Here is a 20,377-nt window from a genome sequence, read left to right as displayed (position 1 = left end):
CTGAATCAGCAAAAGTGTTAGAGGGTCGAATCAGAAAGCGAAAAACCGCCCGAAGGCGGCTTTCTACGCGAAGTGAATACTCACGTTATCAGACTGCGAATTTCCCTTCCAAGGCTGCTTTAGCCTGAGTCAGAGCCAATGGCAGCCCTTGCTGCAGTGTGTCGAACAACTCGGCATGCAGAGCGAGTTCATCGCGCCAGGCAGCGTCGTCCACCGAGATCACCTGCTGGAATTGCTCGCGGCTGAAATCGAGCCCGCTCCAATCGATGTCTTCATAGTGCGGCGACACGCCAAATGCGTGTTCCTCGCCTTGCGCCGAGCCTTCGATGCGGCCGACCATCCAGCTCAACACACGCATGTTCTCGCCGAAACCCGGCCAGACGAACTTGCCGTCCGCGCCCTTGCGGAACCAGTTCACGCAGAAGATTTTCGGCAGCTGCGCGTTCAATTTCTCGAGGCGCTCGCCGGTTTTGAGCCAGTGACTGAAGTAGTCGCTCATGTTGTAGCCGCAGAACGGCAGCATCGCGAACGGGTCGCGGCGCACCACGCCCTGCTGGCCAGCGGCGGCTGCGGTCGTTTCCGAGCCCATGGTTGCGGCCATGTAGACGCCTTCGACCCAGTTGCGGGCCTCCGTGACGAGCGGCACCGTGGTCGAACGGCGGCCACCGAAGACGAACGCGTCGATCGCGACGCCCGCCGGATTCTCCCACTCGGCATCGATCGACGGACATTGCGAGGCCGACGCCGTAAAGCGCGCATTCGGGTGCGCCGCTTTGCGCCCGCTTTGCCTGGCGATTGCCGGTGTCCAGTCCTTGCGCTGCCAGTCGATCAGATGCGCGGGCGGCTCGGCGGTCATGCCTTCCCACCAGACGTCGCCGTCGTCGGTCAGTGCGACGTTCGTGAAGATGACGTTTTCCTTCAGCGTGGCCATTGCATTGAAGTTGGTCTTCTCGCTGGTGCCCGGCGCGACGCCGAAATAGCCCGCTTCCGGATTGATCGCGTACAGGCGGCCGTCCTTGCCTGGCTTGATCCACGCAATGTCGTCGCCGATTGTCGAGATTTTCCAGCCGTTCAGGCCTTGCGGCGGAATCAGCATCGCGAAGTTGGTCTTGCCGCAGGCCGACGGAAACGCGGCGGCGACATGGTGCTTGCGGCCTTCCGGCGATGTCACGCCGAGAATCAGCATGTGTTCGGCGAGCCAGCCTTCGTCGCGGCCCATGGTCGATGCAATGCGCAGCGCAAAGCACTTCTTGCCGAGCAGCGCATTGCCGCCGTAGCCCGAACCATAGCTCCAGATTTCGCGCGATTCGGGGAAATGGACAATGTATTTGGTGCTGTTGCACGGCCACGGCACGTCTTTCGCGCCCGCAGCGAGCGGCGCGCCGACCGAATGCACGCACGGCACGAACTGGCCGCCTTCGCCGAGCACGTCGTACACCTTGCGGCCCATGCGCGTCATGATGCGCATGTTGGTCACCACGTACGGGCTGTCGGTCAACTCGACGCCAATGTGCGCGATCGGCGAACCGAGCGGCCCCATCGAGAACGGCACGACGTACAGCGTGCGGCCGCGCATTGCGCCGTCGAACAGGCCGTCGAGCGTCGCGCGCATTTCGGCCGGCGCGATCCAGTTGTTGGTTGGGCCAGCGTCTTCGCGACGCTGCGAGCAGATGAAGGTGCGGTCTTCGACGCGCGCCACGTCCGACGGATCGGACCACGCCAGATACGAATTCGGGCGTTTGGCGGGATTGAGTTTTTTGAGGGTGCCGGCTTCGACCATCTGCGCGCACAGGCGGTCGTACTCTTCCTGCGAACCGTCGCACCAGACGACCTGATCGGGCTTGGTCAACGCGGCGACGCGCTCGACCCACTCGATCAATTTACGGTGTTTGACCCATGTGGGTGCCTCGAAGGTGGGCTGTCCTTCGAATGAGGGATGATTCATCGACCTGTCTCCGTTCTGATAGCAATAGAAAAACGGTACGAGCCCAGTGACGCTGCGTGCGAGAGGCGTTCAATCCATCACGTCGGCAATTCCTACAACTCGACGCGCAATTCGATTGTGCAGATCATGGGCTACGCACAGCCCGTTGCGCGGAGGCGTCCGCCGACAGCCTTCTGAAACCGTCTGTAAAGCGGCTTGCCTCAACGCACAACAAACTGTTAAAAACGATGTCAATCGGCCCTGCCGTGGTGCTGCTGCTGTTCTTCGCGGCAGCTTCTACGGTAAAACATTCATCTAGTCCACCGTGTGACCTAGGTCACATGATGGGACAGCCAGCATAACACTCCGTTCCGCACCACCAAGGTGCGTCGCAAGACACATACCATGAAGATTGCCATCCTCGACGATTACCAGGACGCCGTTCGCAAGCTCGACTGCTTTCAATTGCTGGCCGACCATGATGTCAAGGTCTTCAACAACACTGTCCGTGGTTTGGGCCAGTTGGCGAGCCGTCTTTCCGAAGTCGATGCGCTGGTCCTGATTCGCGAACGTACCCGCATCAACTCGCAACTGCTCGACAAGTTGCCGCGTTTGCGCATGATCAGCCAAACCGGCAAGGTGTCGAGCCATATCGACCTGCCGGCGTGTACCGAGCGCGGCATTGCCGTGCTGGAAGGCAGCGGCTCGCCGTTCGCGCCGGCCGAATTGACGTGGGCACTCATCATGGCTGCCCAGCGGCGGATTCCGCAATACGTAGCAAACCTTAAGCAAGGAGCCTGGCAACAGTCGGGTTTGAAGACGTCGGCACTGCCGCCGAACTTCGGCTTGGGCCAGGTGTTGCGCGGCCAGACGCTGGGGATTTGGGGTTACGGCAAGATCGGGCGGCTGGTTGCCGGATACGGCAAGGCGTTCGGCATGAACGTGCTGATCTGGGGCCGCGAACATTCGCGCGAAGCGGCGCGTGCCGACGGCTTCGGCGTCGCCGAAAGCCGCGAAGCGCTGTTCGAACAGAGCGATGTGCTGTCGCTGCATCTGCGTTTGCATGACGACACGCGCGGCATCGTCAAGCAGGAAGATCTGCTGCGGATGAAGCCGACCGCGTTGCTCGTGAACACGAGCCGGGCCGAATTGCTCGACGAAAACGCGCTGGCGAGCGCGCTGTCACACAATCGTCCGGGGATGGTCGCGATCGACGTCTACGAAAGCGAGCCGATTCTGCAGGGCTACAGCCTGCTGCGGATGGAGAACGTGATCTGCACGCCGCACATCGGCTATGTCGAGCGCGAGAGCTATGAGTCGTATTTCTCCGCGGCGTTCAAGAACATTCTGGCCTTCGACGCCGGCGATACGGCCAGTGTGGCGAATCTGGAAGCGTTGCAGGGCGGACGGCGGCGTTAAACGCGGCGCAACAGCTGGTGCGCGGCGTCGTATCGCATCGTAATGAAACGCATCGCGACGAAACGGAAACGAAGCAAAACCGCGCCGCCGCCGCTCAGCGCGCTTCGTGCGCGGCGGCTTCGCGCAGATCGGGCATGCGTTCGAGGAAGGTTTCGCCGTCGACGCGGCCGAGGTTATACGCGTGCACCATCTGCGAAGGGCTCGTGTAATCCCAGCTCGAAATCGGCACCTTGCACGACGGCTGCACGTAGAGCCGTTGCTGCACGCCATGCGGCACGACGAACATCTGCGGACGCGGATAGAGACGCGTGACCATCACCAGCACGTTGCCCGGCGCGTCGGCATCGAGCGCGCCGACCGGCACGTTATCGACCATCCCGCCATCCAGTACCGGCCTGCCGTTGCGCCGCAGAACCGGCGTGAACGGCGGCGTGCTCGACGATTGCAGGATCAGATCCGCGAGGTCCTCGACAGTCGCGCAATCCTGCGCGCGCACGAATTCCGGATGGAAGCCGAGCGTCTGACCGAGCGTCGGATGCAGCGTCTTGCGCACGTATTTTTCGATGTTGTACGCGATCAGTCCCGCGGCGACCGCGCTGCGCGCGCCGAGCCAGCGAGGCAGATGCGACACGCCGATGCGGATTTCCGGCGCCTGTGCGAGCGTCGCAAACTTGTCGCCATAGATGTCGAGCAGAGCCTGCCGGTAGATGCGGTAATGCGGAAACACCGATTCGCCGCGCAGCAGGTTGCCCCAGTAGGCGTTGCGGGTGTTGTGGCGCAGCGCGTCCTGGTAGTAGCGCATCACCCAGTCGGAATCGCGCGTGTAGAGCATGCACGCGGTGGCGGCGCCGGCCGAAATGCCGGTAATGACGCGCGGACGGATATGCAGTTCCGGCTGCACGACGTCCCAGAATCCCGCCTGCCACCAGCAGCGATTGCCGCCACCGGCGAATACGACCTGATCGAACATCTTGGCTTTTTCCTCTAATGCGGCGTGCGGCGCGCCGTTTTAATTCGAATTGAATCGTTTTAGTCGAGCAGCGCGTAGGTGGTGGTGGCGTGGACGGCCATGTTGCCGGCTTCATCGAACAATTCGACTTCGCCGAATACGAGATTACGGCCCAAGCGCAACACGCGCGCGGTAATCAGCACATCGCCCTTACGGACCGCGCGCATGAAGCTGATATTGAGAGAGACTGTGCTCATCGGCTTGAAGCCGCCGAGCGCGGCTGAAATCGCGACGATCATCGCTGTGTCGGCGGCCGCCATGAACACCTGACCGCAGATCACGCCACCCGAATGACGCAGTTCGCCGGAAAACGGCAGGCGCAGCGTTGCGCTCTCTTCGTCGACCTTGACGGGAGTCAGCGTGAGCGTGCGCACCCAAGGCGCCAAGATGCGGTCGAGCAACTCGAGAATCGCTTTGTCATCCATGTCCGTCCCCGGTCGATAACCGCGCGACGCTTCGCGCGGTATGGTGTCGCGACATGATACCGGGACGGTGAGCTCAACGTCTTTTTGGCGAGGACCGGTCTGCTGGGCGTACCCGCGGCGGTCGTTACAAATATTTTTAAGAAAGTTGCTAAGGAGACTTGGCAATCTCGGAAAGTTACTGCATAATTTCGCTTCTGTTTGGGGCGTTAGCTCAGTTGGTAGAGCAGCGGACTCTTAATCCGTCGGTCGAGTGTTCGAGTCACTCACGCCCCACCAAAGAATTCAAGCACTTAGCCCAGTCATTGCGACTGGGCTTTTTGCTTTATGGCTCGCGTGTAACACGCTGTGTAACCGCATTTTAGGCAATGCGCGCAGAGCGAGCGCTCACTCCTCCGTGTCAGCGATCCAGCAGCCGAAACGCTCGAATTCATCAAGCGGGACGTGCTCAATCTGGCGATGTGCAACACGGACAATCACACGCGCAATACGGCCGTGCAACTGGTCGAAGGCAGAGTCCAGCTCACGCCCCTGTTTGACTTCGCGCCGATGTACCTCGATCCCGAGTTGATTCCACGTGCACTGAGGTGGTATCGGCCGGACACCCGGGCTGAACTGACGGACTGGGCCGACGTGCTCGCGGCATTGCCCGTACCCGACCACGAACGCCGGATGCTCGCCGGGGAGTTGAGCCGGTTTGCCGTACGGATCGAACGCTTGCCCGACACCATGGCAGCGCAGGGGGTCGATCACGACATCATCGAGTTCCTGACGCCGTACATCGATACGCAGGTCCGACAACTGAAAGCCCTTCAACCCTCAGAGGCCTAGCATGCCCCGTCGGACTCGACCCACCCGTGAAGAGCAGAACGCCCTGCGCCGCGCTTTCTACGACAGGATCGCCCGGGGCGATATGACCATTCCTGAAGCCATGAAAGCGATGCGCGCGATGACGGGCCTGACCCAGGCGGAATTCGCCGCGCACCGAGGCGTCAGCCGCCGGGTCATCCAGGACATCGAGCGCGGGACCGGAAATCCGACCGTCGACTCGCTCAACAACGTTGCGAAGCTCTTCGGCCTGCAGGTCGGGTTCGTCCCGATCAGGCGGAACGAACCATCTTCGCCGACCTCGAGCTAACAACTATCAAACGGTGCCGGACGACGTCTCCGAAGCAAGCCACCTATGACGCAGTGGCCATGGCCAACACCCAATTTCGCGCCGCAGGAGCCTGATCACCCCACCTCGCGAGCCAGCGCCACCCGCCCTCCCCCAATCAGCGAAAGAGCAATTTCCTTCAATACACCCCACCCCGCCGCCCGATACCGTTGACCGTCGCAAATCCTGCGCACCCACGTATCGAGGCATCAGATGACCGTATTACTTTCCATGGCCGCCTTTGCGTTGGCCTCGTCGATCTCACCCGGCCCAGTCAATGTCGTTGCGCTCAGCGCCGGCGCCCAGCACGGACTCGCCGCGAGCATGCGGCATGTCACCGGGGCGACCGTCGGCTTCACGCTGCTGCTTCTGCTCATCGGTCTGGGTCTGCACGAACTGCTCGCTCGTTTCCCCAACCTGATCACAGTCGTCCAATGGGCCGGCGTCGGTTTCCTGCTTTACATGGCCTATAAACTCGCCGTCGATGACGGCAAGCTCGGCGCCGACAAGCCCGTCCGAGGGCCGTCCTTCGCATATGGCGCCGCCATGCAATGGCTCAACCCGAAAGCATGGCTCGCGTCGCTGGCGGGCATGAGCGCCTACGCAGCCGACGGCGACGGCAGGCTCGTCTGGCAGTTCACCGTCGTGTACTTCGTGATTTGCTATGCGTCGATTGCCAGCTGGGCGTATGCCGGTACGTTCCTGCGTCGGTACTTGCAGGAACCGAAGCGCGTGAGGCTATTCAATCGTGTGATGGCGGCTTTGCTCGCCGCTAGCGCGCTGTATCTGCTAATAGCGTGACCCGCACGGCAGAGCGCACTTCCAGACGCGCCGTTCGCCTCAACCGCGATACTGCCCCGGCGTCGCCGCGACCAGCCGTTTGAAGGTCCGCTGCAAATGCGCCTGATCGGCAAAGCCGGCATCCAGAGCAACGTCCGCAATCAGACGGCCACGCCTGAGTTGCGCGCGGCTGTACTGAATGCGCCGATTGATCAGATACGCATGCGGCGTCATGCCGTAGCGCTTTTTGAACGCGCGAATCAGATGCGAGGCGGACAGATCGGCCGCCTCGCAGACATCCTCCAGCTTCAGCGGACGCGTGCAGTTTTCGGCGATAAATTCAGCAGCGCGCGTGAGTTGGCGGCTGGCGTCGTTATCCGGCAAAGGCGCCGGATTGAGGGTTTGCTGGACTTCGGAAAAGAATGTGACGGCGGCGCTTTCCTTGCGCATGACATCGGCGTTGCCGTCGACGAGAATCGCGTACAGACAGTTCAACCCGTCAAACAAAGCGGGCTCCGTCGTCATGGTCTGCGAAAACGCGCGGAACGCATGGTTGCCACTGAATCCCAAGTCGTGCTGCAGCCCCGCAAGCCATGCAGCATCGACATGCAGCATCCGATACGACCAGCGTTCGTCGGCAACCGGATTACAGGCGTGCGCGTCGTCCGGGTTCATCATGACGACCGCGCCGGCCCCGACCCACTCACGCGCGCTGCGGTTTACATACACGCTGCGCCCGCCGGTCACGGCGCCGATCGAAAACGTTTCGTGCGAGTGTTTGGCGTAGCAAAGCTCGCGGCCATCTTCAATCGAGCGGGCTTCGAGAAACGGCAACGTCTCGTCGCGCCAGAACTGAGGCGCCGCGCCGCTTCGTGCGAAAACCGCTTGCTGCGTCACCTCACTCATTGTGCGTTTCCCGATTATTCATATGACACAGGGCTCGGCTGCCGAACTCAATGCATCGGCCACCGTGTCACGAAAGAATAGCGGGAAATCCCCTTCGTTGCCTGACGAAAAGAACGGCGGCGAAAATCCGAAGTGTTCCGCAAGAGGCGCGACGTGATGCGGCGTAGTGCCGTGAACCACGCCCCTTTACATTACTTCGGCGTCACATCGATATTGCCCAGATACTTCGCCGCCAGCGTCTTCACCGTACCGTCGGCCTGGACCTTCGCGATCGCCGCATTCAACTGATCGCGCAGTGCGGTATCGCCCTTGCGAATGCCGTATGCAATACCGCTGCCGAGGATCTTGTCGTCGCGCACCGGCTGGCCGACGAAAGCGTAATCCTTGCCGTTAGGTTTCGACAGAAAACCCGTCTCTCCTGCCGGCGCCAGAACCAGCGTCGCGTCCAAACGACCCGCGACGAGATCCGTATAGACCTGGTTCTGATCCTGATACGGCACGACGGTGACGCCCCCGGCTTCCCAATGCGCCTTCGCGAAAGTCTCCTGAATCGACGCCTGCAACACGCCAACGCGTTTGCCCTTCAACGATGCGGGGGTCGGCAGCAGACCGCTGTCACGCTTCGCGATCAGCTGCGTCGGCACGCGATACACGACGGTGGTGAAATCGATCGCCTGACGGCGCTGCTCGGTCGCGTTCATCGCCGAATTGATGGCGTCGAACTTGCGGCCCTGCAACGCGGGAATCAAACCGTCGAACGACGTTTCGACCCACTTGCACGTCAAATGCGCCGCGGCGCAGACGGCATTGCCGACATCGATATCGAGGCCTTGCAGCTCACCGTTCGGCCCTTTCGATTCGAACGGTGGGTACTGCGCTTCGAGTCCGAAACGCAAAGTCGATGTATCGGCGGCAATGGCGGCAGACGACGCTGCCACCGATGCCAATGCGCAAGCCAGCGCCAGTAGAGGTTTGAGCAACTTCATAACAGGTCCCTTTCCCTTGAATTCATTGTGACGGCGAGCACGCAGCGCGACGATCATACTGCGTCCAAAAAAGGCCGCCGGCTCGTGCCGCGCCGATCAGATTTCGCACAAACGCCGTGCGCCTTCGATCAGCGTCGCGTCGTCCTTCGAGAAGCTCAGGCGGATCAAACCCGAATCCGTGCCGTCGGTATAAAACGCCGACAGCGGAATCGTCGCGACGCGCGCATCGCGAATCAGGCGCAGCACGAAATCGCTGTCGCTTTCATCGGAAAAGCCGCGAAAGCGCGCCAGCATGAAAAAGCTGCCTTCGCTCGGCAGCAACTCGAAGCGCGACTCGCGCAGCGCATGCGCCAGCAGATCGCGCTTCTTCTGATAGAACGCGGACAGGCCAAGATAGCTTTCGCGATTCGCGAGCGCGTCGACGAACGCGTATTGCATCGGCGTATCGGCGGAAAACACCATGAACTGGTGGACCTTGCGGATCTCGTCCATCAGCGCGGCGGGCGCGAGGCAATAGCCGACACGCCAACCGGTGACGTGATACGACTTGCCGAACGACGACACGATCACGCTGCGCGCCGCGAGTTCGGCGTCGCAGGCCATGCTTTGATGCTTGGCGCCGTCGAACACCACATGTTCGTAGACTTCGTCGGCGAGGATCACGATATCGGTGTTGCGCGTGATGGCCTTCAGCCGGGCGACATCGGCCTCGCTGAACGTGGTCGCGGTCGGATTGTGCGGCGTATTGACGATGATCATGCGCGTCTTCGGCGTGATCGCGGCGGCGACCTCGTCCCAGTCCACGCGAAAATCGGCAAGCGACAGTTTGATCGGAATGGGCTTCGCGCCTTGCAGACGCACGATCGGCCCGTAGCTGTCGAACGAAGGCTCGAAGTAGATCACTTCGTCGCCGGGATGCACCAGCGCGCTGATCGTCGAGTACAGACCTTCGCTGGCGCTGGCGATCACGGTTACTTCACTGGCCGGGTCGTAACGCACGCCGTATAGCGTCTCCACCTTGTCGGCGAGCGCGTCGCGCAGCGCGCCGATGCCGGCCATCGGGGCATACTGGTTGTGGCCGGCGCGCATGGCTTGCGCGACGCCGTCGATCAGCTTCGCATCCGGCGCAAAATTCGGCGCGCCTTGCGACAGGTTCAATGCGTCGTATTGCGCGGCCAATTGACCGATCACGGTAAAAATCGTCGTGCCTACGTCAGGCAGTTTCGAGCGGGCTTGCAAGGCGCTCTGCATAAGGCGTTCTCCATCGGGCAGCGGATTCGCGGACAGCCAGCTGCGCGGCGGCCCCATCCGGTTCGATGATTAGGCATCAGCCAAAGAACCGTCACAATCGAAACTTTGTCATGCGCGGCATGCGTTTACGTCATGGCTGGCGCCATGCCGCGCCGGCGCGGGCTGAGCCAATGAAATCGGGGCTTTGAGGGAAGAGATGAGGCCGCGCGGAGAACGCGGAAAACGGCAGAGGTATGACGTAATGTGATGAATGCGGACGGCTGCGACCGGGCGATCACAGCCGTTTGAAGCGGAATTACTCATCCATCAAGCGGACTTTCACCTTCTTGCCCTTTACCTTGCCGGCGCTGAGCTTGCGCAACGCGTCACGCGCGACACTGCGCTCCACGGCCACATAGGTCGACATTTCGGTCACGTTGATCTTGCCGATCTGCGAACCGGCGAAACCCGCCTCGCCGGTCAGCGCGCCGAGCACGTCGCCGGGGCGGATCTTTTCCTTGCGGCCGCCGAGTATCTGCAGCGTTTCCATCGGCGGCAGCAGCGGCTCGTTGCTGGCGGGCTTCAGATCCGCCAGCTTGTGCCACTCGACGTCACGCTTGTGCGCCTGTTCGAGGCTGCCCACGCGGCCCATCTCGTTCATGCTCGCGAGGCTCAGCGCCCAGCCTTCCTGATCGGCGCGACCGGTGCGGCCGATGCGGTGCACGTGCACTTCCGGATCCGGCGTCACGTCGACGTTGATCACCGCTTCGAGCTGCGCAATGTCGAGGCCGCGCGCGGCGACGTCGGTGGCGACCAGCACCGAGCAGCTACGGTTCGCGAACTGGATCAGCACCTGATCGCGTTCACGCTGATCGAGTTCGCCATGCAACGCAAGCGCATGAAAACCTTGCGCGCGCAGCACGTCGAGCAGATCGCGGCATTGCTGCTTGGTGTTGCAAAACGCCAGCGTGCTCACCGGTCGATAGTGATTCAGGAGCATACCGACCGCATGCAGACGCTCATCCTCGGTCACTTCATAGAAGCGCTGGCGGATCTTGGTGTTGTCGTGCCGCTCGGCGAGCTTCACTTCCTTCGGATTGCGCAGGAATTGCTGGCTGAGTTTGACGATGCCTTCGGGGTAGGTCGCGGAGAACAGCAGCGTCTGGCGCTCTTTCGGACATTGCCGCACGACCGTGGCGATATCGTCGAAGAAACCCATGTCGAGCATGCGGTCGGCTTCGTCGAGCACCAGCGTGTTGAGCGCCTGCAACGGCAAGCTGCCGCGTTCGAGGTGATCCATGATCCGGCCCGGCGTGCCGACCACGATATGCGCGCCGTGTTCGAGGCTGGCGGTCTGCGGACGCATCGGCGTGCCGCCGCACAGCGTCAGCACCTTGATGTTTTCTTCCGCGCGCGCAAGGCGCCGGATTTCCTGCGTGACCTGGTCGGCGAGTTCGCGCGTCGGGCACAGCACCATCGCCTGCACGGCGAAGTTGCGTACGTCGAGACGCGCGAGCAGCGCCAGCGAAAACGCCGCGGTCTTGCCGCTGCCGGTTTTCGCCTGGGCGATCAGATCGTGGCCGGCCAATGCGATCGGCAAGCTGGCGGCCTGGATCGGCGTCATCTCGACGTAGCCGAGCTGCGTCAGATTGGCGAGCGTCGCGGGCGGTAACGGCAGCTCGCTGAACGGCGCGCCGGCTGTGGTGGGACTGTTCATATTCTCGATGGCTCGCTAAAGGCTGAAGGCTGAGGACTAATCGGCCACGGGGCCAAGGGTGGGACGGCCTTCGATCTGCTCGTAAAGCACCGAGCCATCGTCCGCGTCGAAACGTTCGACGTAATTGCGCGCGCCGCACATCGGGCAACGGAACAGGAGCCCTTGGCCCTCGTTCTTGATGACGACGTCCGACTGCTCCCACTGCGCGTCGCAGGACTTGTTTCTACAGGTAAACACGTTGATTCTCCAACTGGATTCGATTGTTTATTGGGCGGGCCGTACGAGCGGCCCAGCCGTGAATGGGATCACTACCGGGGACGCTGCCGATGTCACCATCGCGATGGCTACGGGATGAAGCGCTTTAGCCCAGATGCGTATGCCGTGCACGCGTTGCGCTCACTTCCATACCGGTGAGGCCCTGAACGATGCCGCAGTCTTCGACCGCCTGCTCGCCATGGCATTGCTCGCGCAACGTGGTCAGTTGCACTTTCAGTTGCTTCAGTTCGTCGATGCGCGCGTCGACATGCGCGATGTGCTCGTCGATCAATGCATTGATGCCGCCGCAGCCGTCCGCCGGCGCGTCGGTCAGACGCAGCAATGCACGGATTTCGTCATGGGTCATGTCGAGCGCACGGCAATTCCGGATGAAACGCAGCCGCTCGACGTGCTTCGCCGTGTAGCTGCGGTAATTCGCCTCGGTGCGCTCCGCTTCGGGCAACAGGCCCTCTTTTTCGTAGAAACGGATGGTTTCGGTCGTGCAATGGGCGATTTTCGCCAGTTCGCCGATTTTCATGGCGCCTCCAGATTCCGGCCTTGACCTTGTAGTGGCTTCAAGGTGTTTACTAGACCACAAATCGAACCAGGAAGCCACCATGCCGCGCGCCAGCCATGCCGAAACAGAACGTCACGAACACGGTGAAGCCTGTGCCCACGGGCATAAAGCGCGCGCTCACAATCACAGTCATGGCGAAACCTGCGACCACAGCCACGAAGCCGATGCCCAAGCGCATGGACACGCTCATCGCCATGCCGACGCCGCCTGTTGCGCGCCCGCGTCCGTCTTGCCAATGCCGGGCCGACTCCCGAAATCCGAAAGCGTCGGCAGCGATGTACGCACCGCCATCCGCATCATGCAGATGGACTGTCCGACCGAAGAAGCGCTGATCCGCAAGAAATTCAGCCGCATGCCGGCCGTGCGCAGCATGGATTTCAACCTGATGCAGCGGGTACTGACGGTCGTGCACACGCCCGACGCGCTCGGCACCATCCTCGCCGCGCTGCGCTCGCTCGACTTCACGCCTGAACTCGCCGACGCCAATCCAAACGCAGATGCAGGGCCCGCCGCGCCTCACGCGCCGTCCAGGCCGTGGTCGCTGGCGCTGGCAGGCCTGGCGGCCGTGGGCTCAGAGGCCGCCAGTTGGCTCGGCGCGCCCATCTGGCTGGCTGCGGGTCTGGCGATCCTCGCCATCGTCTCCGGCGGCCTGACGACGTACCGGAAGGGCTGGCTCGCGATCCGCAACGGCAACCTCAACATCAACGCGCTGATGAGCATTGCGGTAACCGGCGCGCTGATCCTGCGCCAGTGGCCGGAAGCCGCCATGGTGATGGTCCTCTTCACGATCGCCGAGTTGATCGAGGCGAAATCGCTCGACCGTGCCCGCAACGCGATCAAAGGCCTGATGCAGCTGACGCCAGAACAGGCAAGCGTGCAGCAAGCCGACGGCAGCTGGCGTTCGACGGCGCTCAAATCGATCGCGCCCGGCGCTTTGGTTCGCGTGAAGCCGGGTGAGCGCATCGCGCTCGACGGCGAAATCGTCGCGGGCCGTTCGAGCGTGGACCAGGCGCCGATCACCGGCGAAAGCCTGCCGGTCGACAAAACCGTTGGCGACTCCGTGTTCGCCGGCACGATCAACCAGACCGGTTCCTTCGACTATCGCGTAACGGCCGCGGCCAGCAACACGACGCTCGCCCGCATCATCCACGCAGTCGAAGAAGCACAAGGCACCAAAGCGCCGACGCAACGCTTCGTCGATCAGTTCGCGCGCGTCTATACGCCGATCGTGTTCGCGACCGCGCTCGCCGTCGCGGTGCTGCCGCCGCTGCTGTTCAGTGGTCCGTGGCACGAGTGGATCTACAAGGCGCTGGTGATGCTGGTGATCGCCTGTCCGTGCGCGTTGGTGATCTCGACGCCGGTGACGATCGTCAGCGGCCTCGCCGCGGCCGCGCGCCACGGCATTCTGATCAAAGGTGGCACCTACCTCGAACAGGGCCGCAAGCTGACGTGGCTCGCGCTCGACAAAACCGGCACGATCACGCACGGCAAGCCCGTGCAAACGGAGTTCGCATCGCTGGCCGATGTCGATGCCGCCCGCTGCCGGTCGCTCGCGGCGAGTCTCGCGGGCCGCTCGGATCATCCGGTGTCGATGGCGATTGCGGCGGCGGCCAAAGCTGAAGGCGTCGCGAGCACGACAACAGTCGATGGATTCGAAGCGTTGACGGGACGCGGCGTGCGCGGCGACATCGACGGCTCGCCGTATTGGCTCGGCAATCATCGGCTGGTCGAAGAACTCGGCCGCTGTTCAGCATCGCTGGAAGCACGTCTCGACGCGCTCGAACGGCAAGGCAAAACGGTCGTGATGCTGCTGGACGCCGAACGCGTGCTGGCCTTGTTCGCCGTCGCCGATACGGTGAAGGACACGAGCCGCGCCGCCATCGCCGATTTACATCGCCTCGGCGTGCGTACCGCGATGCTCACCGGCGACAACACGCACACGGCCGAAGCGATCGCGCAGCAGGTCGGCATCGACGAAACGCGCGGCGATCTGTTGCCGGAAGACAAGCTGAACGCGGTGGCAAGCTGGTCGAAGGACGGTACCGTGGTCGGCATGGTCGGCGACGGCATCAACGACGCGCCGGCGCTCGCGCGCGCCGATATCGGCTTCGCGATGGGCGCGATGGGCACCGACACCGCGATCGAAACCGCCGACGTCGCGCTGATGGACGACGACCTGCGCAAGATTTCGCTGTTCGTGCGGCTCTCGAAGGCGACGCATTCCGTACTGGTTCAGAACATCACGTTGGCGCTGGGCATCAAGTCCGTTTTCTTCGTGCTCACGCTAATGGGCCTCGGCACGATGTGGATGGCGGTGTTCGCCGATGTGGGCGCGAGCTTGCTGGTAGTGGCAAACGGCTTGCGGTTGTTGCGTCAATAAACGCGGGCCGCGTCACGCCGAAGCGCCAGCGCGCTAATGCGTGAACGAATAGGCGTGTTCTTCGGCACGTGAGCTGGCGGCGGCCTTCAGCGTATCCGACGGCCGCATGCCGAACAGCTTCCGATAATCGGTGGCGAACTGGCTCAGATGCCAGAAGCCCCACGCCGCGGCAATATCCTGCACCGAACGCGACTCGCGCCACGCGCCGCATAGATCGCGGCGCGCGCCGTTCAGCCGGATGATGCGCAGATACGTGGCGGGCGCCATGCCGAGCACATCCTGAAAGCAGTATTGCAAGGTCCGCCGGCTCACATGCAACCGTTCGCACAACTCCGGCACATTGACCGCGCGGTCGCGATTCGCCAGCACATATTCGCGCGCTTCCGAGACGATCGACTGACGGCGTGGACGCACAGGCATCGCGACCTGCTCCGAGCCGGGCAACGCGCCCACGTCGAATAGCGACGCCAACACCGATGCCTGCAAATTGTTGCGCGCGAACGAGGACAGCGGCGCGGCGCTCGCCGCGCCGTCGTCGAGAAGCTGCCGCAGCGAAGCGCACAGCCGCTCCTTTCTCGCCATGCCGATCGAAACGACCTCCGTATTCGGCAATTGATCCGCCAAACCGACGCGCTCCACTTCGGCCGAATAACGGCGCAACACTTCGCCTTTCACCACCACGCCGAAAATCTCGTAACCCGACGACGTCAGCAGTTCGAATTCGATTCCGCCAGGACGACATGCGAGCGCATCGCCGGCGATCACCTGCGCGTCGATACGCCCGGAGCCTTCCGGACAAGTGGGAATGCCGAACCAGTATGCGTCCTCCTGCACTTCGCAAGTTTGCCTGAGCGTGTGGCTGGTCGTTTCGACGAACACCTGCATGTGATCGAGACATAACTCCGTCAACCCGCCGACAAAGCGGCCGGCGCTCAACTGGTCATAGGTCTGGCTCCAGCCGTGAAGGTTGCGCGCCTGTTCGTCGGCGTCGTGGGCGACGCAGGTGTGCACGCAAAAGCTCGGCTGCGGCACTGCGGGCCGGTCAGTGAAGCTGTCGCTTTGGAGTTCGATCGTCATACCAGGTCGGCAAAAAAAGGAACATGAGCGGAATATCGGGAAGAAAAGAAGGCAATTCCCATGCCGAACGCATTCACAGCGTGCAGGCTCGACAAGCGCCCGTGCGCTGTTCAATTGATGAACAACGCTGCGCACACTGATCAGAAATAGGACGTTCATTCTGCAACAGGTTGAACAGCGCATCGCGCGATGCGTCGCAATAGTGCCTGCCACGCGTGCGCAACTCACCAGCGCGGTGCATTGGCACACTTCTGGCTCTAGTCACTCGCGGCCAAGCGAAATATCGCGCCGAATACAGCCCATTCAACATGTGAGGAGCACACAGATGAATCATGCAGAGATGCAATTTCTGAGTACCGAATTCCCGTACAAAAAGCAGTATGCGAATTTTATCGGCGGTGAATGGGTCAAGCCCGTCGCAGGCGAGTACTTCGACAATGTCTCGCCGATCACCGGCGAGCCGTTCACGTCGATCCCGCGCTCACGCGAGGCCGATATCGAACTCGCGCTCGACGCCGCCCATCGCGCGAAAGCCGCATGGGGCAAGACCTCGACCACCGACCGCGCCAACATTCTGAACCGCATCGCCGACCGGATGGAAGCGAATCTGCAACGACTCGCGGTGGCCGAAACGATCGACAACGGCAAGCCGTTGCGCGAAACGATGGCCGCGGACATTCCGTTGGCGATCGATCACTTCCGCTATTTCGCCGGCGCCGTGCGCGCGCAGGAAGGCTCCATCTCCGAGATCGACGACGATACAGTCGCATATCACTTTCACGAACCGCTCGGCGTGGTCGGCCAGATCATTCCGTGGAATTTCCCGATCCTGATGGCGGTTTGGAAACTCGCACCTGCACTGGCCGCAGGGAATTGCATCGTGCTGAAGCCTGCCGAGCAGACGCCGGCATCGATACTCGTGCTGCTCGAATTGATTCAGGACCTGCTGCCGCCGGGCGTGCTGAACGTGGTGAACGGTTTCGGCCTCGAAGCCGGCAAGCCGCTCGCATCGAGCAAACGCATCGCGAAGATCGCCTTCACCGGCGAGACCACCACGGGCCGCCTGATCATGCAGTACGCGAGCCAGAACATCATTCCGGTGACGCTCGAACTCGGCGGCAAGAGCCCGAACATTTTCTTCGCCGACGTGATGGACCAGGACGACGGTTACTTCGACAAGGCGCTCGAAGGCTTCGCGATGTTCGCGCTGAATCAGGGTGAAGTGTGCACGTGCCCGTCGCGCGTGCTGGTCGATGAAAAGATCTACGACCGCTTCATGGAACGTGCTTTGAAGCGTGTTGCCGCGATCACGCAGGGGCATCCGCTCGATACGAAAACGATGATCGGCGCGCAAGCCTCGCAGGAACAGCTCGAAAAAATCCTCTCGTATGTCGATCTCGGCAAGCAGGAAGGCGCCGAGTGTCTGATCGGCGGCGAACGCAATGCGCTCACTGGCGAACTGAGCAAAGGCTACTACGTGAAGCCGACCGTGTTCCGCGGCCACAACAAGATGCGCATCTTCCAGGAAGAAATCTTCGGGCCGGTGGTGTCGGTCACGACGTTCAAGACCGAAGACGAAGCGCTGGAAATCGCCAACGATACGCTCTACGGTCTCGGTGCCGGCGTATGGACGCGCGACGGCACGCGCGCTTATCGCTTCGGCCGGCAAATCCAGGCGGGCCGCGTATGGACCAACTGCTATCACGCGTATCCGGCACATGCGGCTTTCGGTGGCTATAAGCAATCGGGCATTGGCCGCGAGAATCACAAGATGATGCTCGATCACTATCAGCAGACCAAGAACCTGCTCGTCAGCTATAGCCAGAAGCCTCTCGGTTTCTTCTAAGCACAACGATCCTGTTCAGGCGGGCCGCGTCGTGCGGCCCGCTTTTTTCGGCGAGGGCATGTGATGGCTGACGAGAAGGAAGTCGCACGCGTGATCGCGACGCCTGCCGCTGTGACGTTGATCGAGACGCTGCGTGCCGAGCATGGCGCCGTGATCTTTCACCAATCCGGCGGATGTTGCGACGGCAGCGCACCGATGATGTTTCCGCAAGCCGAATTCATGGTCGGCTCATCCGACGTGAAGCTCGGGACGATCGCCGGCGTGCCGTTCTACATGAGCGAATCGCAGTTCGAGTATTGGCAGCACACGCAATTGATCATCGACGTGGTGCCGGGCAACGGCGGCATGTTTTCTTTGGAACGACCCAGCGGATTGCGATTCTTGACGCGCTCGCGACTCTTCGAGGACGACGAGAACGCGTGGCTGGAAACGCATCCGGTGGAACGGGCGGATGCGTGATTTTTTAGGCGGCGCTTGGGTTTGAATCGTCGCTGACTGCGGGTACGGAAGGCGTACTCGCCAGCAATGCGTCGCTATCGTCTTTAAGACCGACACCGGTGAGTCCCAATCGCCGTGCATGCGTCAGCAGGTAATGCAATTTGTGCGCAGCCAACGCGTAGTTCAAACCTTCAGGCCGCACGTTCGAAATGCAGTTGCGCTGCGCATCGCTACAGCCCACTTTCGGCGCGTACGTCAGGTAGATGCCGAGGCTATCGGGCGAACTCAACCCGGGCCGCTCGCCGATCAGCATCACCACCAGCTTCGCACCTAACAACTCGCCGATTTCGTCGCCGAGCGCAACACGTGCCTGCCGCGCGACCACCACCGGGCCGATTTTCCAATCCGTGAGTTTCGGACAGACAGCTTGCAAAAACGGAATCGATTGCTTGGATGCGGCGAACGCCGACAGGCCGTCGCCGATCACGAACACCACATCCGGTGAATCGGCCGGAACCTGTGCGAGCGCTGTACGGCTCTCCTCCGACAAGCGTCTGCCGAGATCGGGACGCCGCAAGTAATGCTCGCGATCGGGCGCAGCGCTATGCACGTCGACCGTGCTGAAATTTTGCGCGCGTAGCTGTTCGTGCAGCACATCGGTATCGAGCGGATGATGCACCGCGTCGCGTGCTTGCGCATGCGACAGGTTGAACGCCAGCAACGGCGCAGTCGGCAGACTGCTGCCCGCGCGTCCCAACGCGATGCGCGCATTGGTGAACTGGCGCAGCGCGTTCCAGGGATTTTTTTCGAGGAAGTCGCTCATGCGATGCCCATCCAGTCGCGCGCGCCTTCCAGCAGCGGTTGTTGTGTCGATGCGCTGAGCAATGCGCCGCGCGCGTCGGTGATCTGCATCGACTCCAGCCATTCTTCGAATTCAGGTGCGCGGCGCAAGCCGAGCACGTCGCGCATATACAGCGCGTCGTGGAATGACGTGCTTTGATAGTTGAGCATCACGTCGTCCGCGCCCGGAATGCCCATGATGAAGTTGATGCCCGCCACGCCCAGCAGCGTGAGCAGGTTGTCCATGTCGTCCTGATCGGCTTCGGCGTGATTCGTGTAGCAGATGTCGCAACCCATCGGCACGCCGAGCAGCTTGCCGCAGAAGTGATCTTCGAGACCCGCGCGGGTGATCTGCTTGCCGTCGTACAAATATTCCGGTCCGATGAAACCGACCACCGTGTTGACCAGAAACGGATTGAACTTGCGCGCGACCGCATAGGCGCGCACTTCGCAGGTCTGTTGATCGACGCCGTGATGGGCATCGGCCGACAACGCGCTGCCCTGGCCGGTTTCGAAATACATCAGGTTATTGCCGACCGTGCCGCGTTTGAGCGACAAGCCCGCTTCATACGCCTCCTGCAACAGCGCGAGCGAAATGCCGAACCCTGCGTTCGCTTTCTCCGTACCGGCAATCGACTGAAACACCAGATCGACCGGCGCGCCTTTTTCGATCGCGGCGATCGTGTTGGTGACGTGGGTCAGCACGCACGATTGCGTCGGCACCTGATAGCGCTGGCGGAAGTCGTCGATCATCACGAGCAGCGTGGTGATCGCGGCGAGATTGTCGCTGGCGGGGTTGATGCCGATCATCGCGTCGCCGCAGCCGTACATCAAACCATCGAGCATCGACGCGGCGATGCCTTTGACGTCGTCGGTCGGATGATTCGGTTGCAGACGCACCGACATGTGGCCCGGCAAGCCGACCGTATTGCGAAAGCGCGTGATCACCGGACGCTTGCGCGCCGCCGCGATCAGGTCCTGATTGCGCATCAGCTTCGACACCGCCGCGACCATCTCCGGCGTAAGGCCGGCGGTAATACGCGTGAGCGCGTCGGCATCGGTCGTGCTGCTGAGCAGCCAGTTTCGGAAGTCGCCTACCGTCAGATGCGCGATCTCGGCGAAGGCTTGTGGCGAGTGATCGTCGATCACGAGGCGCGTGACTTCGTCGCTTTCGTACGGGATTAGCGCTTCGTTGAGGAACGTGCGCAGCGGCACCTGGGCGAGCGCCATCTTGGCTGCGACGCGTTCTTCCTCGCTGGCCGCGGCGACGCCCGCGAGCTGATCGCCCGAACGCTGCGGACTCGCCTTCGCCAGCAGCGTTTTGAGGTCGGCGAAACGATAGGTGCGGCTGCCGATTGTCTCGGTGTAGCTCATCTTTACGACTCCATCGCCGCTGCTTACGCAGCGGCTCGATC

The 20,377-nt window shown here is 62.0% G+C and carries 19 protein-coding genes, 1 tRNA gene and 1 pseudogene; 8 read left to right on the top strand and 13 right to left on the bottom strand.

What is annotated here, in order from left to right; translation table 11 throughout:
* Positions 1 to 88: 88 nt before the first annotated feature.
* Positions 89 to 1,945: a phosphoenolpyruvate carboxykinase (GTP) gene (locus tag SB772_RS06095; RefSeq protein WP_410832387.1), complete on the bottom strand. Its 1,857-nt coding sequence runs from the start codon at positions 1,943 to 1,945 to the stop codon at positions 89 to 91.
* A gap of 384 nt (positions 1,946 to 2,329) precedes the next feature.
* Here SB772_RS06095 and SB772_RS06090 point away from each other — a divergent pair, with 384 nt between their 5' ends.
* A complete protein-coding gene (locus SB772_RS06090) occupies positions 2,330 to 3,343 on the top strand; it encodes a D-2-hydroxyacid dehydrogenase family protein (protein ID WP_410832386.1) in 1,014 nt (337 codons plus the stop codon).
* Positions 3,344 to 3,437: 94 nt separating this feature from the next.
* Here SB772_RS06090 and SB772_RS06085 read toward each other — a convergent pair whose 3' ends face one another.
* Both SB772_RS06085 and SB772_RS06080 read right to left on the bottom strand, forming a co-directional pair.
* The gene (locus SB772_RS06085; RefSeq protein ID WP_410832385.1) at positions 3,438 to 4,313 is read right to left on the bottom strand and encodes a patatin-like phospholipase family protein; all 876 of its coding nucleotides are present in this window, start codon (positions 4,311 to 4,313) and stop codon (positions 3,438 to 3,440) included.
* 59 nt (positions 4,314 to 4,372) lie between these two features.
* Positions 4,373 to 4,777: a PaaI family thioesterase gene (locus SB772_RS06080; protein WP_410832384.1), complete on the bottom strand. Its 405-nt coding sequence runs from the start codon at positions 4,775 to 4,777 to the stop codon at positions 4,373 to 4,375.
* A 200-nt stretch (positions 4,778 to 4,977) separates the two neighbouring features.
* Between SB772_RS06080 and SB772_RS06075 the strand changes: the two genes are divergently transcribed.
* The 4 genes and pseudogenes from SB772_RS06075 (at position 4,978) to SB772_RS06060 (ending at position 6,731) form a co-directional block, all read left to right on the top strand.
* Positions 4,978 to 5,053: transfer RNA gene (locus SB772_RS06075), tRNA-Lys, on the top strand.
* A gap of 132 nt (positions 5,054 to 5,185) precedes the next feature.
* Positions 5,186 to 5,605, top strand: a pseudogene (locus tag SB772_RS06070) (HipA domain-containing protein); the annotation flags it as partial.
* Position 5,606: 1 nt separating this feature from the next.
* The gene (locus tag SB772_RS06065; protein WP_410832383.1) at positions 5,607 to 5,912 is read left to right on the top strand and encodes a helix-turn-helix domain-containing protein; all 306 of its coding nucleotides are present in this window, start codon (positions 5,607 to 5,609) and stop codon (positions 5,910 to 5,912) included.
* A 231-nt stretch (positions 5,913 to 6,143) separates the two neighbouring features.
* A complete protein-coding gene (locus tag SB772_RS06060) occupies positions 6,144 to 6,731 on the top strand; it encodes a LysE family translocator (RefSeq protein ID WP_410832382.1) in 588 nt (195 codons plus the stop codon).
* 39 nt (positions 6,732 to 6,770) lie between these two features.
* Here SB772_RS06060 and SB772_RS06055 read toward each other — a convergent pair whose 3' ends face one another.
* The 7 genes from SB772_RS06055 to SB772_RS06025 all read right to left on the bottom strand — a co-directional run bounded on the left by SB772_RS06055 (position 6,771) and on the right by SB772_RS06025 (position 12,577).
* Positions 6,771 to 7,616, bottom strand: a complete 846-nt coding sequence (locus SB772_RS06055) for an AraC family transcriptional regulator (protein WP_410832381.1) — start codon at positions 7,614 to 7,616, stop codon at positions 6,771 to 6,773.
* Positions 7,617 to 7,807: 191 nt separating this feature from the next.
* Positions 7,808 to 8,602 carry an ABC transporter substrate-binding protein gene (locus SB772_RS06050; protein WP_410832380.1) on the bottom strand — a complete coding sequence of 265 codons (795 nt, stop codon included), beginning with the start codon at positions 8,600 to 8,602 and terminating at the stop codon, positions 7,808 to 7,810.
* Between the two features lie 96 nt (positions 8,603 to 8,698).
* Complete coding sequence (locus tag SB772_RS06045) at positions 8,699 to 9,853, bottom strand: pyridoxal phosphate-dependent aminotransferase (protein WP_410832379.1); 1,155 nt, start codon at positions 9,851 to 9,853, stop codon at positions 8,699 to 8,701.
* Between the two features lie 295 nt (positions 9,854 to 10,148).
* On the bottom strand, positions 10,149 to 11,549 hold the full coding sequence (gene dbpA, locus SB772_RS06040; RefSeq protein WP_410832378.1) for an ATP-dependent RNA helicase DbpA: 1,401 nt from the start codon (positions 11,547 to 11,549) through the stop codon (positions 10,149 to 10,151).
* 36 nt (positions 11,550 to 11,585) lie between these two features.
* Positions 11,586 to 11,786: a hypothetical protein gene (locus SB772_RS06035; RefSeq protein WP_410832377.1), complete on the bottom strand. Its 201-nt coding sequence runs from the start codon at positions 11,784 to 11,786 to the stop codon at positions 11,586 to 11,588.
* A gap of 124 nt (positions 11,787 to 11,910) precedes the next feature.
* Positions 11,911 to 12,342: a Cd(II)/Pb(II)-responsive transcriptional regulator gene (gene cadR / locus SB772_RS06030; protein WP_410832376.1), complete on the bottom strand. Its 432-nt coding sequence runs from the start codon at positions 12,340 to 12,342 to the stop codon at positions 11,911 to 11,913.
* A 49-nt stretch (positions 12,343 to 12,391) separates the two neighbouring features.
* Positions 12,392 to 12,577 carry a hypothetical protein gene (locus tag SB772_RS06025; protein WP_410832375.1) on the bottom strand — a complete coding sequence of 62 codons (186 nt, stop codon included), beginning with the start codon at positions 12,575 to 12,577 and terminating at the stop codon, positions 12,392 to 12,394.
* A gap of 108 nt (positions 12,578 to 12,685) precedes the next feature.
* Between SB772_RS06025 and SB772_RS06020 the strand changes: the two genes are divergently transcribed.
* Positions 12,686 to 14,761: a heavy metal translocating P-type ATPase gene (locus tag SB772_RS06020; RefSeq protein ID WP_410832374.1), complete on the top strand. Its 2,076-nt coding sequence runs from the start codon at positions 12,686 to 12,688 to the stop codon at positions 14,759 to 14,761.
* A gap of 33 nt (positions 14,762 to 14,794) precedes the next feature.
* Here the strand turns inward: SB772_RS06020 and SB772_RS06015 are convergent, their stop codons facing one another.
* Positions 14,795 to 15,838, bottom strand: a complete 1,044-nt coding sequence (locus SB772_RS06015; RefSeq protein ID WP_410832373.1) for a helix-turn-helix domain-containing protein — start codon at positions 15,836 to 15,838, stop codon at positions 14,795 to 14,797.
* A gap of 325 nt (positions 15,839 to 16,163) precedes the next feature.
* On the opposite strand from SB772_RS06015, the gene adh reads away from it, so the two are divergent.
* Both adh and SB772_RS06005 read left to right on the top strand, forming a co-directional pair.
* A complete protein-coding gene (gene adh / locus SB772_RS06010; RefSeq protein ID WP_410832372.1) occupies positions 16,164 to 17,684 on the top strand; it encodes an aldehyde dehydrogenase in 1,521 nt (506 codons plus the stop codon).
* 63 nt (positions 17,685 to 17,747) lie between these two features.
* A complete protein-coding gene (locus SB772_RS06005; RefSeq protein ID WP_410832371.1) occupies positions 17,748 to 18,143 on the top strand; it encodes a DUF779 domain-containing protein in 396 nt (131 codons plus the stop codon).
* Positions 18,144 to 18,147: 4 nt separating this feature from the next.
* On the opposite strand, the gene eutC is transcribed toward SB772_RS06005, so the two are convergent.
* Positions 18,148 to 18,945, bottom strand: coding sequence for an ethanolamine ammonia-lyase subunit EutC (gene eutC, locus SB772_RS06000; RefSeq protein ID WP_410832370.1), 798 nt, complete (start codon positions 18,943 to 18,945; stop codon positions 18,148 to 18,150).
* Positions 18,942 to 20,336 (bottom strand): ethanolamine ammonia-lyase subunit EutB, encoded by a 1,395-nt coding sequence (locus SB772_RS05995; RefSeq protein WP_410832369.1) that lies wholly within the window; start codon positions 20,334 to 20,336, stop codon positions 18,942 to 18,944. The genes eutC and SB772_RS05995 overlap by 4 nt, the downstream gene beginning before the upstream one ends.
* Positions 20,337 to 20,377 lie beyond the last annotated feature (41 nt).

This window comes from Paraburkholderia sp. SIMBA_030, assembly GCF_046535245.1.
Classification (GTDB): Bacteria; Pseudomonadota; Gammaproteobacteria; order Burkholderiales; family Burkholderiaceae; genus Paraburkholderia.
This window is presented reverse-complemented; position numbering and strand designations above follow the sequence as displayed.